Source organism: Streptomyces sp. NPDC051183, assembly GCF_040682455.1.
GTDB lineage: Bacteria > Actinomycetota > Actinomycetes > Streptomycetales > Streptomycetaceae > Streptomyces.
Genome location: NZ_JBFBBA010000001.1, coordinates 214,862 through 230,380 on the forward strand (window position 1 = coordinate 214,862; position 15,519 = coordinate 230,380).

Annotated in this window: 11 protein-coding genes and 1 pseudogene; 4 read left to right on the plus strand and 8 right to left on the minus strand. The window is 72.5% G+C overall.

Features of this window, described 5'->3' with window-relative positions; all coding sequences use genetic code 11:
- Positions 1 to 38: 38 nt before the first annotated feature.
- The 4 genes from AB0M99_RS01025 to AB0M99_RS01040 form a co-directional block, all read right to left on the minus strand.
- Positions 39 to 1,214, minus strand: a complete 1,176-nt coding sequence (locus tag AB0M99_RS01025; protein WP_365916151.1) for a thiolase domain-containing protein — start codon at positions 1,212 to 1,214, stop codon at positions 39 to 41.
- A complete protein-coding gene (locus AB0M99_RS01030; RefSeq protein WP_365916153.1) occupies positions 1,211 to 2,287 on the minus strand; it encodes a thiolase domain-containing protein in 1,077 nt (358 codons plus the stop codon). Before AB0M99_RS01030 ends, AB0M99_RS01025 begins: the two co-directional genes overlap by 4 nt.
- Entirely contained in the window at positions 2,287 to 3,246 is a 960-nt protein-coding gene (locus AB0M99_RS01035) for an OB-fold domain-containing protein (protein WP_365916155.1), read from the minus strand. Before AB0M99_RS01035 ends, AB0M99_RS01030 begins: the two co-directional genes overlap by 1 nt.
- Positions 3,247 to 3,488: 242 nt before the next feature.
- A complete protein-coding gene (locus tag AB0M99_RS01040; RefSeq protein ID WP_365916157.1) occupies positions 3,489 to 4,289 on the minus strand; it encodes a crotonase/enoyl-CoA hydratase family protein in 801 nt (266 codons plus the stop codon).
- Positions 4,290 to 4,476: 187 nt separating this feature from the next.
- Here AB0M99_RS01040 and AB0M99_RS01045 point away from each other — a divergent pair, with 187 nt between their 5' ends.
- The gene (locus AB0M99_RS01045; protein WP_365916159.1) at positions 4,477 to 6,120 is read left to right on the plus strand and encodes an acyl-CoA synthetase; all 1,644 of its coding nucleotides are present in this window, start codon (positions 4,477 to 4,479) and stop codon (positions 6,118 to 6,120) included.
- A gap of 96 nt (positions 6,121 to 6,216) precedes the next feature.
- On the opposite strand, the pseudogene AB0M99_RS01050 reads toward AB0M99_RS01045, so the two are convergent.
- Positions 6,217 to 6,315: pseudogene (locus tag AB0M99_RS01050) on the minus strand (alpha/beta hydrolase); the annotation flags it as partial.
- Positions 6,316 to 6,420: 105 nt separating this feature from the next.
- Here AB0M99_RS01050 and paaK point away from each other — a divergent pair.
- From paaK to AB0M99_RS01065, 3 genes are all read left to right on the plus strand, one after another.
- Positions 6,421 to 7,719 (plus strand): phenylacetate--CoA ligase PaaK, encoded by a 1,299-nt coding sequence (gene paaK, locus AB0M99_RS01055; RefSeq protein ID WP_365916161.1) that lies wholly within the window; start codon positions 6,421 to 6,423, stop codon positions 7,717 to 7,719.
- 71 nt (positions 7,720 to 7,790) lie between these two features.
- A complete protein-coding gene (locus AB0M99_RS01060; RefSeq protein WP_365916163.1) occupies positions 7,791 to 8,627 on the plus strand; it encodes a YhjD/YihY/BrkB family envelope integrity protein in 837 nt (278 codons plus the stop codon).
- A gap of 327 nt (positions 8,628 to 8,954) precedes the next feature.
- Positions 8,955 to 11,384 carry a penicillin acylase family protein gene (locus AB0M99_RS01065; protein ID WP_365916165.1) on the plus strand — a complete coding sequence of 810 codons (2,430 nt, stop codon included), beginning with the start codon at positions 8,955 to 8,957 and terminating at the stop codon, positions 11,382 to 11,384.
- A gap of 66 nt (positions 11,385 to 11,450) precedes the next feature.
- On the opposite strand, the gene AB0M99_RS01070 is transcribed toward AB0M99_RS01065, so the two are convergent.
- The 3 genes from AB0M99_RS01070 to AB0M99_RS01080 form a co-directional block, all read right to left on the minus strand.
- Positions 11,451 to 12,590: an ionic transporter y4hA gene (locus tag AB0M99_RS01070; RefSeq protein ID WP_365916167.1), complete on the minus strand. Its 1,140-nt coding sequence runs from the start codon at positions 12,588 to 12,590 to the stop codon at positions 11,451 to 11,453.
- Between the two features lie 142 nt (positions 12,591 to 12,732).
- Complete coding sequence (locus AB0M99_RS01075; protein ID WP_365916169.1) at positions 12,733 to 14,283, minus strand: acyl-CoA synthetase; 1,551 nt, start codon at positions 14,281 to 14,283, stop codon at positions 12,733 to 12,735.
- A 14-nt stretch (positions 14,284 to 14,297) separates the two neighbouring features.
- Positions 14,298 to 15,404, minus strand: a complete 1,107-nt coding sequence (locus AB0M99_RS01080; RefSeq protein WP_365916171.1) for a nitronate monooxygenase family protein — start codon at positions 15,402 to 15,404, stop codon at positions 14,298 to 14,300.
- Positions 15,405 to 15,519: the final 115 nt, after the last annotated feature.

Here is a 15,519-nt window from a genome sequence, read left to right on the forward strand (position 1 = left end):
GGTCGATCCGGCACCCTTGCGCACGGGCCCGCCCGCCCTCAGGTGGTCGGCTCCTGGGCGCCCACGAGCCACATGGCGAAGAACTGCGCGCCTCCGCCGTACGCGTGTCCCATCGCCCGGCGGGCGTCCGGGACCTGGTGCTCGCCCGCCTGGCCCCGGACCTGGAGCGCCGCCTCCGCGAAGCGGATCATGCCGGAGGCGCCGATCGGGTTGGTGGACAGGACGCCTCCCGAGGGGTTCACGGGGAGGTCCCCGTCGAGTTCGGTGACCCCGGCCTCGGTGAGCTTCCAGCCCTCGCCCTCCGCCGCGAAGCCGAGGTTCTCCAGCCACATCGGCTCGTACCAGGAGAACGGGACGTACATCTCGACCGCGTCGATCTCCCGGCGCGGATCGGTGATGCCCGCCTGCCGGTAGACGTCGGCCGCGCAGTCCTTTCCGGCCTGCGGGGACACGAAGTCCTTGCCCGCGAACAGCGTCGGCTCGCTGCGCATCGCCCCGCCGTGCACCCAGGCCGGCGGCCGCGGCGAACGGGCCGCGCCCGCCCGGTCGGTGAGGATCATCGCGCACGCGCCGTCGGAGGACGGACAGGTCTCGGAGTACCTGATCGGGTCCCACAGCATCGGCGAGGCCTGGACCTTCTCCAAGGTGATGTCGTGCTCGTGCAGGTGCGCGTACGGGTTCTTCAGCGCGTTGCGGCGGTCCTTGTAGGCCACGAGCGAGCCGACCGCGTCGGGCGCGCCGGTGCGCCGCATGTACGCGCGCACGTGCGGGGCGAAGAAGCCGCCCGCGCCCGCCAGCAGCGGCTGCTGGAAGGGGACGGGCAGGGACAGGCCCCACATGGCGTTGGACTCGGACTGCTTCTCGAAGGCGAGGGTGAGGACCGTGCGGTGGACGCGCGCCGCGACCAGGTTGGAGGCGACCAGCGCGGTGGAGCCGCCCACCGAACCGGCCGTGTGGACGCGGAGCATGGGCTTGCCGACCGCCCCGAGCGCGTCCGCCAGGTACAGCTCCGGCATCATCACGCCCTCGAAGAAGTCGGGGGCCTTCCCGATGACGACCGCGTCGATGTCCGCCCAGGTCAGCTCGGCGTCCGCGAGGGCGCGCGCCGCGGCCTCGCGGACCAGTCCGGCGATGGAGACGTCGTGGCGGGCGGCGACGTGCTTGGTCTGGCCGATCCCGACGATCGCGACCGGCTCCTTGCCCGACGTGCTCATGCGGGGTCCCCTTCCAGGACGGCGACCAGGTTCTGCTGGAGGCAGGGGCCGGAGGTGGCGTGCGCGACGGCCCGGTCGGACTCGCCGCGGTGGATCCGGGCGGCCGCCTCGCCGATCCGGATCAGGCCGGCGGCCATGACCGGATTGGCGGCGAGGGCCCCGCCGGAGGGGTTGACGCTCACGCCGTCTCCGAGCCCGAGGGCCTTGCGGAGCACGACCTCCTGGGAGGAGAACGGCGCGTGCAGTTCGGCCGTGTCGATGGGCCGCCCGGTCTCTTCGAACACCCCGGCCTGCTCGGCGGCGAGCCGGGTGGACGGGGAGTCGGTGAGGTCGCGCAGGCCCAGGCTGTGCGCCTCGATGCGGTGGTCGATCCCGGTGATCCAGGCGGGCCGCTCGCACAGCCGCCGCGCCACGTCACCGGCGGCGAGGATCACGGCGGCCACGCCGTCGCCGACGGGCGGGCAGTCGCCGGTGCGCAGCGGCCGGACCTGGTAGCCGCCCTGCGGGACCTCCCCGCTGAGCTGGGCGTGCGCGTTGGCCGCGGCGGCGGCCCGGCTGCGCGCGCCGATGGCGGCCAGGGCGGGCTCGTCGGTCTCCCCCGCGTCGATGAGCGCCTGCGCCTGGAGGGCGGCCAGGGCGACCGAGTCGGGCCACAGCGGAGCCACGTAGTAGGGGTCGAGCTGCCGGGTCAGGACGTCCCGTACGGAGCCCGGGGAGGACTTCCCGTAGGAGTAGACGAGCGCGGTGTCGGCCTCGCCGGTCTGGATCTTGACCCAGGCCTCGTAGAGGGCCCAGGCGCCGTCCATCTCGACGTGGGACTCGGAGATGGGCGGCCAGGCGCCGACCCCGTCGAGGGTCATGGTGAAGGAGAAGGCCCGGCCGGCCAGGTAGTCGCTGGAGCCGGAGCAGGTGAAGCCGATCTCCGTGGCCTTCAGGCCGGTCTGCGCCAGCACCTGGTGCAGGACCGGCATGACCATCTCGACTTCGCTGAGCTCGTCGGTGCGGCGCAGGTGGTCGCTCTGCGCGAACGCGACGACGGCCACCTCGCGTGCGTGCCTGCTCGTCCTGGGCATCAGATGAGCTCCTTGTACGCGTCGTAGTCCGCGTCCGGTTCGCCGGTGGGGCGGTAGTGGTCGGGGTAGCGGCCGCCTTCGCTCCACACGGGCTCGACGCGCAGGCCCATGCGGACCTGGTCGTACGGGATGCCGCCGATCCGGCCGTGGAGGGCGAGGCCGGCGCCGTCGAGGGCGATGTGGGCGTAGACGTACGGCACCTCGATGTCGAGGTTGCGGGCCTTGATGTTGACGATGCAGAAGGTGGTGACGGTGCCGGCCGGGCCGACCTCGACCTGGTCGGTGGTGGCGACCCCGCAGGTGGGGCACGCGCCGCGCGGGGGGACGTACACCTTGCGGCAGGTGGGGCAGCGCTCGCCGACGGTCTTCTGCTCGGAGAGGGCGTTGATGTACGCGGTCTGGGCGCGGCCGGGGCTGTACGTGTAGTCGAGGCGGGCCTCGGCGACGATGCCGGTGACGGGGTCGGCGAAGGCGCCGTCGTGCGGGGCCGGCCCGGCGGCGGCCGGTTCCTCGTGCGGCTCGAAGCAGGCGATGTCGGTGATCGCGCCGGTGCGGTCGGCGGCCCAGCGGATCCGTACGCGCATGCCGGTGCGCACGGCGTCGGGGCCGGGGGCGTCGAGGGCGTGCAGGATCGCGGTGTCGGCGCCGTCGAGGCGGACGAGGACCCAGGCGAAGGGCCCGGCGAGGGGCTGGTTGGGGCGCGGGGTGTCGTTCCAGGCCCAGGTGGTGACGGTGCCGGCGGCTGCGACCTCGACGAGCTCTCGGATCTCCTCGGCGGTGACGGGGTCGTACTCGACGGGAGGCACCATCACCTTGCCGTCGCTGGTCCTCACGCCGAGTACGACGCCTTCGCGCAGGCCGGTGAGGAAGGCGGACTGGACCGGTCCGAGCGACCGGGTGAAGGGAAACTCCACGACGAGGGGCGCGCGGAGCAGCTCCGGTGGGGAGGCGGCTGTCATGGTGGCTCTCCGATGCATTCGGTTCCGGGAACGGGCGGGTGTGCGAGGCGCGGAAGGCGGGCTCAGCCGAAATCCAGCCCCGCCGAGGTTCGAGGCGCTGGCCCGGAAGGCGGGATCAGCCGAAAATCCAGCCCCGCCGGCGTTCGAGGCGCTGGGTCCGGGGCGGAGCCCCGAGGTTCGGCCCCGCCGGCGTTCGGGGCGGTGGGGCTCACGGCGGAGCACCGGCGGAGCGACGGCGGCGGCTACTCCCGGCGGTACAGCGGGGGCCGCTTCTCCGCGAAGGCGCGCGCGCCTTCCTTGGCGTCGGCCGTGTCGAAGACCGGCCAGCCCCGCAGCAGTTCCGCCGCCAGCCCCTCGGTCTCCGTCAGCTCCGCGGCCTCGTACACCGAGGCCTTGACGGCCTCCACGGCCAGCGGCCCGCACGCGTTGATCTGCTCGGCGATCTCCAGCGCGGCCTCCAGGGCGGTGCCCTTGGGCACCACCCGCCCCACGAGGCCGATCCGCGCCGCCTCCTCGGCCGAGTACGGGCGCCCGGTCAGCAGCATCTCCAGCGCGTGCGTGCGCGGGATCTGCCGCGGGAGGCGCACCGTGGAGCCGCCGATGGGGAACAGGCCCCGCTTGACCTCGAACAGCCCGAAGGTGGCTCCCTCCCCCGCCACCCGGATGTCCGTGCCCTGGAGGATCTCCGTCCCGCCGGCCACGCAGTAGCCCTCGACCGCCGCGATCACCGGCTTGCGCGGCCGGTGGTGGCGGAGCATGGCCTTCCAGTGCAGGTCGGGGTCGGCCTTGAGCCGGTCCCGGTACTGGTCGCCCGCCATGCCCTTGCCGGCCAGCGCCTTCAGGTCCATTCCGGCGCAGAAGTCCCCGCCCGCGCCGGTCAGGATCACCGAGCGGATCGCGTCGTCGGCGTCCGCCTCCAGCCATCCGTCGTACAGACCCACCAGCAGCGGCAGCGAGAGCGCGTTCTTCGCCTCGGGCCTGTTCATGGTCAGCACCAGCGTGGCGCCGTGGCGTTCCACGGTCAGGTGTTCCGTCCCACCCATTGCCGTCCTCCCGTCTCAAGACCTAGAACAGGTTGCAGTAGGTGCGGGTGCAGTTCAATAGCTTTCTGACACCCAGTCAGATTTATTGGACGGAGCCCTTCCCACTTGGGATCGGCGGCGCTCTAATGACCGCCGAGCAGACCAGCCATGGGCCCAGCCATGGGAGCTTCCAGGGTCAGGAGGACCGGTGGAGTACAACCTTGCCGACCTGTTCGAGTCGGTCGTGGACGTGGTTCCGGACCGTGAGGCCCTCGTGTACGTGGACCACCCCGGGACGGGCGCCGAGAGCCGGCTCACCTACGCGGAGCTGGACGCGGCGGCGAACCGCATCGCGCACCACCTGCTGGACAGCGGCCTGAAGGCCGGCGAGCACCTGGGCCTGCACCTCTACAACGGCGTCGAGTACCTGCAGACGGTGCTGGCCTGCCTGAAGGCCCGCCTGGTGCCGGTGAACGTGAACTACCGGTACGTGGAGGAGGAGCTGGTCTACCTCTACAACGACGCCGACCTCGCGGCGCTGGTCTTCGAGGGGGAGTTCACGGAGCGGGTGGCCGCCGCGCTGCCCCAGACGAGCCGGCTGCGGCACCTGATCCGGGTCGGGGCCGCCCCCGAGGGCGCCCCGGAGCCGTCGATCGCGCCGGTCGCGTACACGGACGCGGAGGCGTCCGGATCTCCGGAGCGGGGCTTCCCGCCCCGGTCTCCCGACGATCTGTTCATCATCTACACCGGCGGCACCACCGGCATGCCCAAGGGCGTGATGTGGCGCGCCGAGGACCTCTTCTTCGCGGGGCTCTTCGGCGGCGAACCGTCGGGCGAGCCGGTGAAACGGCCCGAGGAGCTGGCGGAGCGGGTCGCCGCGCGCGGCGCCGGGCTCACCTTCTTCCCCGCTCCCCCGCTGATGCACGGCACGTCCACGCTGACCTCGTTCATCGCCTTCAACTACGGGCAGCGCGTGGTCATCCACCGCAAGTACGCGCCCGAAGAGGTGCTCCGCACGATCGAGAAGGAGAAGGTCTCCAGCGTGTCGCTGGTCGGCGACGCGATGCTGCGCCCGCTCATCGACGCCCTGAACGGCCCGCTCAAGGGGACGGACCTGTCGTCCCTGTTCAGCGTCTCCTCGTCCGGGGCGATCATGTCGGAGACGGTGCGGGCCGAGTTCCAGCGGCTCGTGCCGAACGTGATGCTCCTGAACAACTTCGGATCCTCCGAATCCGGGTCCAACGGCAGGGCGACCAACGATTCCGGGCCGGAGAAGGGCTTCCGGCTGGAGGTCAACGACCGTACGCAGGTGGTCGACCCGGTGACGCACGAGCCGGTGCCGGTGGGCGAACCGGGACGGCTCGCGCAGCGCGGCCACGTCCCGCTCGGCTACTACAACGACCCGGCCAAGACCGCCGAGACCTTCTTCCAGAAGGGCACGGAGCGCTGGGTCCTGCTCGGCGACATGGCCACCGTCGACGAACAGGGCATCGTGACGGTGCTGGGGCGCGGATCGCAGTGCATCAACACGGGCGGCGAGAAGGTCTATCCGGAGGAGGTCGAGCAGGCGCTGAAGTCCCACCCGGACGTGTACGACGCCCTGGTCGCCGGTGTGCCCGACGCCACCTGGGGCAATCACGTGGCCGCGGTGGTCCAGATCCGCGCGGGCGCCCCGGAACCGACCCTGGACGAGATCCAGACCCACTGCCGTACCAAGCTCGCGGGCTACAAGATCCCGCGTCAGCTGGTCATCACCCCCGCCATCCAGCGCTCCCCGAGCGGCAAGGCGGACTACCGCTGGGCGAAGGACGTGGCGGCGGAGGCCGACGCGGACGCGGACGCGGGCCACTGACGCCGACGGACAGGAGCAGCCGCGGCCGGAGGTGCCTCCGGCCGCGGCTGCTGTGTGCGTCCGTCCGCAGGGTCGGCCCGCGCCGGGGTTCGGACCGGCGCGCATGGCACCGCCCGGGACGCAGAGCGGCGGCTCGCCCTCCCCGAGGACGCGGTAGGCGAGTTCGGTCCCGTCGGGTGCGCCGAAGATCGGCATCGGGCCAGCACATCAGGCGATCACTCGTTCGAGTCATTGATTTAGCCGCCGGGGTGGGGCAATCTACCGAATGATCGGTCGGGTTGCTCATGGTGAGGTGACGGCATGACGGGCTACGCGGATCTCCACGACGAGGGCGAGCGGCTGAGCGCCGACGAGCTCGCGGCGCTCCAGCTGACGCGGCTGCGCGCCACCCTGCACCGCGCGTACGACCGGGTGCCCTTCTACCGGCAGGCGTTCGACAAGGCCGGCCTGCATCCCGACGACTGCCGCTCCCTCGCCGATCTCGCCCTGTTCCCCTTCACGACCAAGGCCGACCTGCGCGACCAGTACCCCTTCGGGATGTTCGCCGTCCCCCGCTCCGAGGTGCGCCGGATCCACGCCTCCAGCGGCACCACCGGCAGACCCACCGTCGTCGGGTACTCCGAGGCCGACCTGGCCATGTGGGCCGATGTCGTCGCCCGGTCGATCCGCGCGGCCGGCGGCAGACCCGGCCAGATCGTACACATCGCCTACGGGTACGGCCTGTTCACCGGCGGCCTGGGCGCGCACTACGGCGCGGAGCGCCTCGGCTGCACGGTCGTGCCCGCCTCGGGCGGGATGACCGACCGCCAGGTCCGGCTGATCCAGGACTTCCGGCCGGAGGTGATCATGGTGACCCCCTCCTACATGCTGACCCTGCTGGACGAGATGGAGCGCCAGGGCATCGACCCCCGTTCCACCTCGCTGCGCACGGGGATCTTCGGCGCGGAGCCGTGGACCGAGGAGATGCGCCGGGAGATCGAGGAGCGGCTCGGCATCGACGCGGTGGACATATACGGCCTGTCCGAGGTCATCGGACCCGGCGTGGCGCAGGAATTCGCCGCGACCAAGGACGGGCTGCACATCTGGGAGGACCATTTCCTGCCCGAGGTGGTGGACCCGCTGACCGGCGCGGTGCTGCCGGAGGGCGAGCCCGGGGAGCTGGTGTTCACCTCGCTGACCAAGGAGGCCATGCCCGTCATCCGCTACCGCACCCGGGACCTGACCCGGCTGCTGCCCGGTACTGCCCGGCCGGCCTTCCGCCGGATGGAGAAGATCACCGGCCGTAGCGACGACATGATCATCCTGCGAGGGGTGAACGTCTACCCCACCCAGATCGAGGAAGTGCTCCTGCGGACCCCCGGGCTTGCCCCCCACTTCCAGCTGCGGCTGACCAGGGAAGGCCGGATGGACGCCCTGACGGTCCGGGTGGAGGCGCGCCGGGAGTGCAAGGCGGCCCGGCGGGAGACCGCGGCGGCAGCCGTGGTCCGGGCCGTCAAGGAGGGGATCGGGGTGTCCGTCCGGGTGGAGGTGGTGGACCCGGAGACGCTGGAGCGCTCGGTGGGCAAGATCAAGCGGCTGGTTGACCTCCGGACGAGCTGAAACCACCCCTTCGGGCCCACTTCGGGGTGCCTCCCGGGAGCCGGCGGGCGCGTCCGGGTAGGTGATGTGGCGTGACCTCGATCTTCCGGCGCGCCCACGACCGGCTCCAGGCCTCCCCGGCCGGGCTGGCCTGGAGCCGTGGCCGGGAGATGGAACTGATGCACCGGGCGATGGGCTTCGCGGCCCTCGGCTTCCTCACCCTGGTGCCCCTGCTCGTGGTCGTGGCGGCCGCCGCGCCCGGCAGCGGTTCCGGCTTCGGCCGGTGGCTCGGCCAGGCGCTCGGGGTGACGCAGGCCTCCCGGGAGCGCGTCGAGATGCTGTTCGGCGCCGCCGATCTCGCGCTCGAACGGACCACGGCCTTCGGACTGGCCGCGCTGGCCGTCTTCGGCCTGACCTTCGGTTCCGCGGTGCAGACGGGGTACGAGAAGGTCTGGGACCTCCCGACGGCCCGCTGGCACACCATGTGGCGCCACGTCGTCTGGCTCGCCCTGCTCGTCTGCTACCTCGCGCTGCTCGTCGTCATCCCCGCCCCCTCGAACGATGCGATCGGCACGGTCCTCGGCACCACCGGCGACATCATCGGCACGTGCCTGTTCTTCTGGGGCTCCCAGCGCCTGCTCCTCGGCGGCCGGGTACGCTGGCGCGCCCTGCTCCCGGGGGCGGCGGCGACGAGCCTCGGCCTCCTGGGCCTGCGGATCTTCTCGCAGCTGGTGTTCTCCCCGCTGATCGCCTCCAACGCGGTGACCTACGGCCCCTTCGGCACTCTCCTGGTCGTCCAGTCCTGGCTGGTCGGAGTCGGCTTCGTGGTCTACGGCGGGGCGCTGGTCGGCCGTCTGGTGCACGAGCACCTCACCCTGCGCCGCCTCCACCGGGACGGCCTCCTGCCCGCCGAAGGCCGGCTCTCGTGATCCGGGCCGGGTCGACCGGCCCGGGCCGGGCCGGCTGACCGCCGGCGCCTCGTCCGGCTTCGGGCGGACGCCGACGCCGTAGCCGCGGCGGCGCGCCGCCCTGCCGTGCCCTGCCCTGCCCTGCCCTGCCCTGCTGACGATCCGGCCGCCCTCACCCGCGCCGTGGTGCAGATGGGCAGCGTGGGCAGGCGGCCGGCCGACCGGATGCCGTGGATACCTAACGGGATGTTGACAGATCCTCCGATGGCCTGCGTGAGTGTGGGGGCATGGTCGAACCGCCTGCCTCACGGGCAACCAGCCCTGCCCGCAGGCCACTTGGGAGGCACGTTGCATTTCCGCACCCGCCCGGCCCTCCGTCGCGCCGCCCTCACCGGGGCCGTGCTGCTCGCCGCCACCGCGGCGATACCCCAGGCCGAGGCCGCTTCAGACGGGGACCGCGGCCCGTCCGGCGGCGGACTGTCCGCCGTCATCCGCTACACCGAGAACGGCATCCCCCACATCCTGGCCCGGGACTACGCCCGGCTCGGCTTCGGCACCGGCTGGGCCCAGGCCGCCGATCAGGTCTGCGTGCTCGCCGACGGGTTCGTGACCGTCTCCGGGGAGCGCTCACGCTGGTTCGGGCCCGACGCGGCGCCCGACGGTTCGCTCTCCTCCGCCGCCCGGAACCTCTCCAGCGACCTGTACTTCAAGGGCGTCCGCGAGTCCGGAGCCGTCGAGAGCCTCCTCGCCACGCCCGCACCGGCCGGCCCGAGCGGGGACCTCAAGGAGCTGATGCGCGGCTGGGCCGCCGGCTACAACGCCTGGCTCGCCCAGAACAAGATCACCGACCCGGCCTGCAAGGGCGCCAAGTGGGTCCGTCCGGTCACCGCCACCGACGTGGCGGCCCGCGGGTTCGCCGTCTCGGTGCTCGGCGGCCAGGGCCGCGGCATCGACGGCATCACCGCGGCGCAGCCGCCCGGCACGGCGGCCCTCGCCCCGGGCGGCAAGGACGTCGACCCCGCCGCGGCGGCCGAGGCGGCCAGGGAGTTCTTCGACACCACCCGCTACGACATGGGGTCCAACGCGGTCGCCTTCGGCGGCTCCACGACCGCGAGCGGCAGCGGGCTGCTGCTCGGCAACCCGCACTACCCCTGGCAGGGCGGGCGCCGGTTCTGGCAGTCCCAGCAGACCATCCCAGGCGAGCTGAACGTCTCGGGCGGCTCCCTGCTGGGCACGACCGTGGTCAACATCGGCTTCAACGACAAGGTCGCCTGGAGCCACACGGTCGCCACCGGCACCCCCGTCAACCTGCACCAGCTGACCCTCGACCCGGCCGATCCGACGGCCTACCTGGTGGACGGCAAGGCCGAACGGATGACCGAACGGAAGGTCAGCGTCCAGGTGGCGGGCGGCGCCCCCGTCATCCGCAGCCAGTGGTGGACCCGCTTCGGGCCCGTCATCACGGGCCTCGGTCCGAGCCTGCCGCTGCCCTGGACGGCGAACACGGCGTACGCGCTGAACGACCCCAACGCGCTGAACCTGCGCGGCTCCGACACCGCGCTCGCCATGGGCAAGGCCCGGTCGGTCGCGGGGATCCAGGACGCCCTCAAGCGCACGCAGGGGCTGCCCTGGGTCAACACGGTCGCCGCGGACTCGGCCGGCGGCACCCTCTTCACCCAGTCCCAGGTGCTCCCCCGGATCACCGACGAGCTCGTCGCCCGCTGCTCGACCCCGGTCGGCAGGGCGACGTACCCGTCCTCGGGACTCGCGGTCCTCGACGGTTCGCGCGGGGACTGCGCGCCGGGCTCGGACCCGGATGCCGTACAGCCGGGCGTGTTCGGCCCGGGGAAGGCTCCGACCCTGCGGGACGCCCCGTACGCCGAGAACTCCAACGACAGTGCCTGGCTGGCCAATGCCGACCGGCCGCTGACGGGCTACGAGCGGATCTGGGGCAATGCCGGCGCCCCGCGCTCGCTGCGGACCAGGGGAGCGCTCGAAGACGTGTCGGCGATGGCCGCGAAGGGCCGGCTGACCGTGGCGGACCTGCAGAAGCAGCAGTTCGCGAACCGCGCCCCGGCCGGTGACCTGGCGGCGGCCGACGCGGCCCGGGCCTGTGCGGCCCTGCCGGGCGGCACGGCGACGGCGAGCGACGCGAGCACGGTGGACGTCTCCGCGGCCTGCGGAGTGCTGGCGGGCTGGGACCGTACGACGGACAGCGCCAGCCGCGGCGCGCTGCTCTTCGACCGGTTCTGGCGCAGGCTGACCTCCGGCACGGCGGCCAAGGACCTGTGGCTGGTGCCGTTCTCGGCGGCCGATCCGGTACGCACTCCCCGTACGCTCAACCAGGCGGCCCCGGGTATCGGCCGGGCCCTCGCGGACGCGGTCCTGGAACTCAGGGCGGCCGGGATCGCGCTGGACGCCCCGCTCGGCGAGCACCAGTTCGTGGTGCGCGGCGGGCAGCGGCTGCCGGTGGGCGGCGGGACGGAGGCGCTGGGCGTCTGGAACAAGATCGAGGCGCCGTGGAACGCGGCGGCCGGCGGCTACCCGGAGGTCGTGCACGGCTCCAGCCACGTCCAGGCGGTCGGCTGGGACGGCGGCCGCTGTCCGGTGGCGCGCACGCTGCTGACGTACAGCCAGTCCTCGAACCCGAACTCGCCCCACTACGCCGACCAGACCCGGCTGTTCTCGCAGGAGCGCTGGGTCACGGCGCGGTTCTGCGAGCGGGACATCCTCACCTCGCCGCAGCTGAAGGTGGTCTGGCCGCGCGAGCGGCGCTGACCCGGTCCCCCGGGCCCCCGCCATGAGCCGCGGCGGGGGCCCGGGGCCTCGGAGGCCCCGTGCCTCTCAGGGGCTCACCGCCAGGAAGAGGTACGCGGCCAGCAGGACGATGTGCACGCCGCCCTGGAGCAGCGTGGCGCGGCCCGGGACGATGGTGAGGGCGCTGACGACCACGGTCAGGGCGAGCAGCACCATGTGGATCGGGCCGAGACCGAGGAGCAGCGGGCCGGAGAGCCAGACCGAGGCCAGCGCGATGGCCGGAATGGTCAGGCCGATGCTCGCGATGGCGGAGCCGTAGGCCAGGTTGAGGCTGGTCTGGACGCGGTCGCGGCGGGCGGCCCGGACGGCGGCGAGGGTCTCGGGGGCCAGCACGAGCAGGGCGATGATCACACCGACGACGGCGTTGGGCAGGCCCGCGTTGGCGACGCCCCGCTCGATGGTCGGGGAGACGGCCTTGGCGTTGCCGACGACCGCCACCAGCGCGACGAGCAGCAGTCCGAGGCTGACGAGTGCGGCCCGGGCGGTGGGCGGTGCGGCGTGTTCGTCCTCCTCGCCCGCGGCGGCGGCAGCGGCGGCCCTGGCGGCCTCCTCGCGGCGCCGCGAGGTGTCCACGGGCAGGAAGTAGTCCCGGTGGCGCACGGTCTGCACGGCGATGAACAGCCCGTAGAGGGCGAGCGAGGCGGTCGCCGCGAAGGCGAGCTGGGCGGTGGAGAACTCGGGGCCGGGCTTCGTCGTGGTGAACGTGGGCAGCACCAGGCTGAGTACGGCGAGGGTCGCGACGGTGGCGAGGGCCGCCCCGGAGCCCTCGGCGTTGAAGACGGCGACGCGGTTGCGCAGGGCCCCGACGAGCAGTGACAGGCCCACGATGCCGTTGCAGGTGATCATCACGGCGGCGAAGACGGTGTCGCGGGCCAGGGAGGAGGTCTTGTCGCCGCCGTCGGCCATCAGAGTGACGATGAGGGCCACTTCGATGACGGTGACGGCGACGGCGAGCACGAGGGAGCCGAAGGGTTCCCCGACCCGGTGCGCGACGACCTCGGCGTGATGGACGGCGGCCAGGACCGCCCCCGCCAGACAGAGGGCCACCAGGCCGACCGCGAACGAGGGCAGATCGCGTCCCCAGCTGAAGGCGAGCGCGGCGAGCGCCACCACGGGGACCACCAGGGTCCAGTCAGTCAGGGGTGATCTGCTCGTTGCCGTACTCATATCAGCCAACTTGCCAGAACTGTTCCGTATGTGCGGCATACGGCGCGCTTCCGTGGCTCTGACGTGGCGCTTCTCACGATTCCCCCGGGCGTGGCGGGGACGCCGCGGCGATGCCCCGTACGTCCGTACGTCCGCCCGTACGTCACATGGCGCGCTCGTGGCCCTCCCAGTACGGGTCGCGGAGCCTGCGCTTGTACAGCTTGCCGTTGGGATCGCGCGGCATCGTCTCGATGAAGTCCACCGTCTTGGGCCGCTTGTAGCCGGCCAGCTGCCGCTCGCAGTGGTGGAGGATCTCCGCGGCGAGCGCGTCACCCGCCTCGAAGCCCTCCGCGGGCTCGATGACCGCCTTGACCTCCTCGCCCCAGGAGGGGTGCGGGATGCCGAAGGCGGCGGCGTCGGCGACGGCCGGATGGCTGAGCAGGGCCGACTCGATCTCGGCCGGGTAGATGTTGACCCCACCCGAGATGATCATGTCGATCTTGCGGTCGCGCAGGAAGAGGTACCCGTCCTCGTCCATCAGTCCGAGGTCGCCGACGGTGAAGAAGTCGCCGATGCGGTTCTTCTTCGTCTTGCCCTCGTCCTTGTGGTAGCTGAAGCCGCCGGTGTTCATCTTGATGTAGACGGTGCCGAGTTCACCTGGCGGCAGCCGGGTGCCGTCGTCGTCGAAGACGGCCAGCTCGCTGATCGGCCAGGCCTTGCCGACGGTTCCCGGCTTCTTCAGCCAGTCCTCGGCCGTCGCGAAGGCACCGCCGCCCTCGCTCGCCGCGTAGTACTCCTCCACGCAGCCGCCCCACCAGTCGATCATCGCCCGCTTGACGTGGTCGGGGCAGGGCGCGGCGCCGTGGATGGCGTGCCGCATGGAGGAGACGTCGTACGCGTCCTTGGTCTCCTGCGGGAGGGCGAGCAGCCGGTGGAACTGCGTCGGCACCATGTGGGTGTGGGTGCACGCGTGATGGTCGATCAGGCGCAGCATCTCCTGCGGGGTCCACTTGTCCATCAGCACCAGCGGGTGGCCGATGTGCAGGGCGGCGCCCGCGAACTGCAGGACGGCCGTGTGGTACAGCGGCGAGCAGACCAGGTGGACGTTGTCGTCGAAGGGGCGGATGCCGAAGATGCCGAGGAAGCCGCCGAGGTACGTCTCCTCCGGGAGCTTGCCGGGCAGCGGGCGGCGGATGCCGCGCGGCCGGCCGGTGGTGCCGGAGGTGTAGTTCATGACCCAGCCGAGGGTGCGCCCCTCGGGGGGCGTCCCGGGCTGCCCGTCGAGGAGTTCGCCGTACGCGCGGAAGCCCGCGACGGCGCCGACGGCGTAGCGGTGGCTCGCGGGCAGGCCGGCCTCGTCGGCCGCGGCGGCGGCCGCGTCGCCGAACCGCTCGTGGGCGATGAGGACCTTGGCTCCGGAGTCGGAGACGATCCAGGCGATCTCTGGGCCGACGAGGTGGTGGTTGACGGGGACGAGGTAGAAGCCCGCCTGCGCGGCGGCGAGGTAGGCCGTGAAGAACTCGACGCCGTTGGGGAGGACGACGGCGAAGACGTCGCCCCGCTCCAGTCCGGCGGCGCGCAGGCCGTGGACGAGGCGGTTGACGTCGGCGTGGAGGCGGCCCGCGCTCCACTCCTCGCCCTCGGGTGTGACCATGACGGTGCGCCCGGGGTCGGCGGCGGCCTGCGCCCAGAATCCGTTGGGTCGTTCGGTCATCGTGTTCACGCCTCTCAGGCCCGGCCGGCGATACGGGTGATGCGGTCGATGGCTCGCTCGAAGCCGCTGGTGAGGTCGTCGAAGACGGCCTGGACGCTGCGTTCGGTGTTCATCCGGCCGACGATCTGGCCGACGGGCGTGCCGAGCAGCGGCTGGACCTCGTACTTCTGGATCCGGGAGACGGCCTCGGCGACGAGCAGGCCCTGCAGGGGCATGGGGAGGGCGCCGGGCCCCTCCGCGTCGTCCCAGGCGTCGGTCCACTCGGTGCGCAGTTGGCGGGCGGGCTTGCCGGTGAGGGCGCGGGAGCGGACGGTGTCGCCGGAGCCGGCGGCGAGGAGCTTCTCGGTGAGGGCGCGGGAGTGGAGGTCGGCCTCGGCGGTGGTGAGCCAGAGGGATCCGAGCCAGGCGCCCTGGGCTCCGAGGGCGAGTCCGGCGGCGATCTGCTCGCCGCTGCCGATGCCGCCGGCAGCGAGGACGGGGAGCGGGGCGACGGCCTCGGCGATCTCGGGGACCAGGACCATGGTGGCGATGTCGCCGGTGTGGCCGCCGGCCTCGTAGCCCTGGGCGACGACGATGTCGATGCCCGCCTCGGCGTGGCGGCGGGCGTGCTTGGCGCTGCCGGCGAGGGCGGCGACGAGGACGCCGTGGTCGTGGGCGCGCGCGATGACGTCGGCGGGCGGGGAACCGAGGGCGTTCGCCAGGAGTTTGATGGGGTAGTCGAAGGCGACGTCGAGCTGGTTGCGGGCGACCTGCTCCATCCAGCCGGTGATCCGCCAGCCGGAGGCCTCGCCCTCGGCGAGCTCGGGCACGTGGTGCTTGGCGAGGGTGTCGCGGACGAATTCGCGGTGCGCGGCCGGGATCATCGCCTCGATGTCGGCCTCGCTGATGCCGTCGACGGCCTTCTTGGCGGGCATGACGACGTCGAGGCCGTAGGGCTTGCCGTCGGTGTGCTCCTGCATCCAGTCGAGGTCACGCTTGAGGTCGTCGGGGGCGGTGTAGCGCACCGCGCCCAGTACGCCGAAACCGCCCGCGCGGGTGATGGCAGCGGCGACCGCCGGGAAGGGCGTGAAGCCGAAGATGGCGTGCTCGACTCCCAGTTTCTTGCTCAGCTCCGTCTCCATGGGCGGCAGGATGCCGCAGCCCGGCATTCGAGGGAAGAGATTTTCTGATGCAGTGTCAGATTCTTTACGGGCCGGTCGGTGCGGGGCCCGCCTCCCGGGCGGGCAGATACCCACT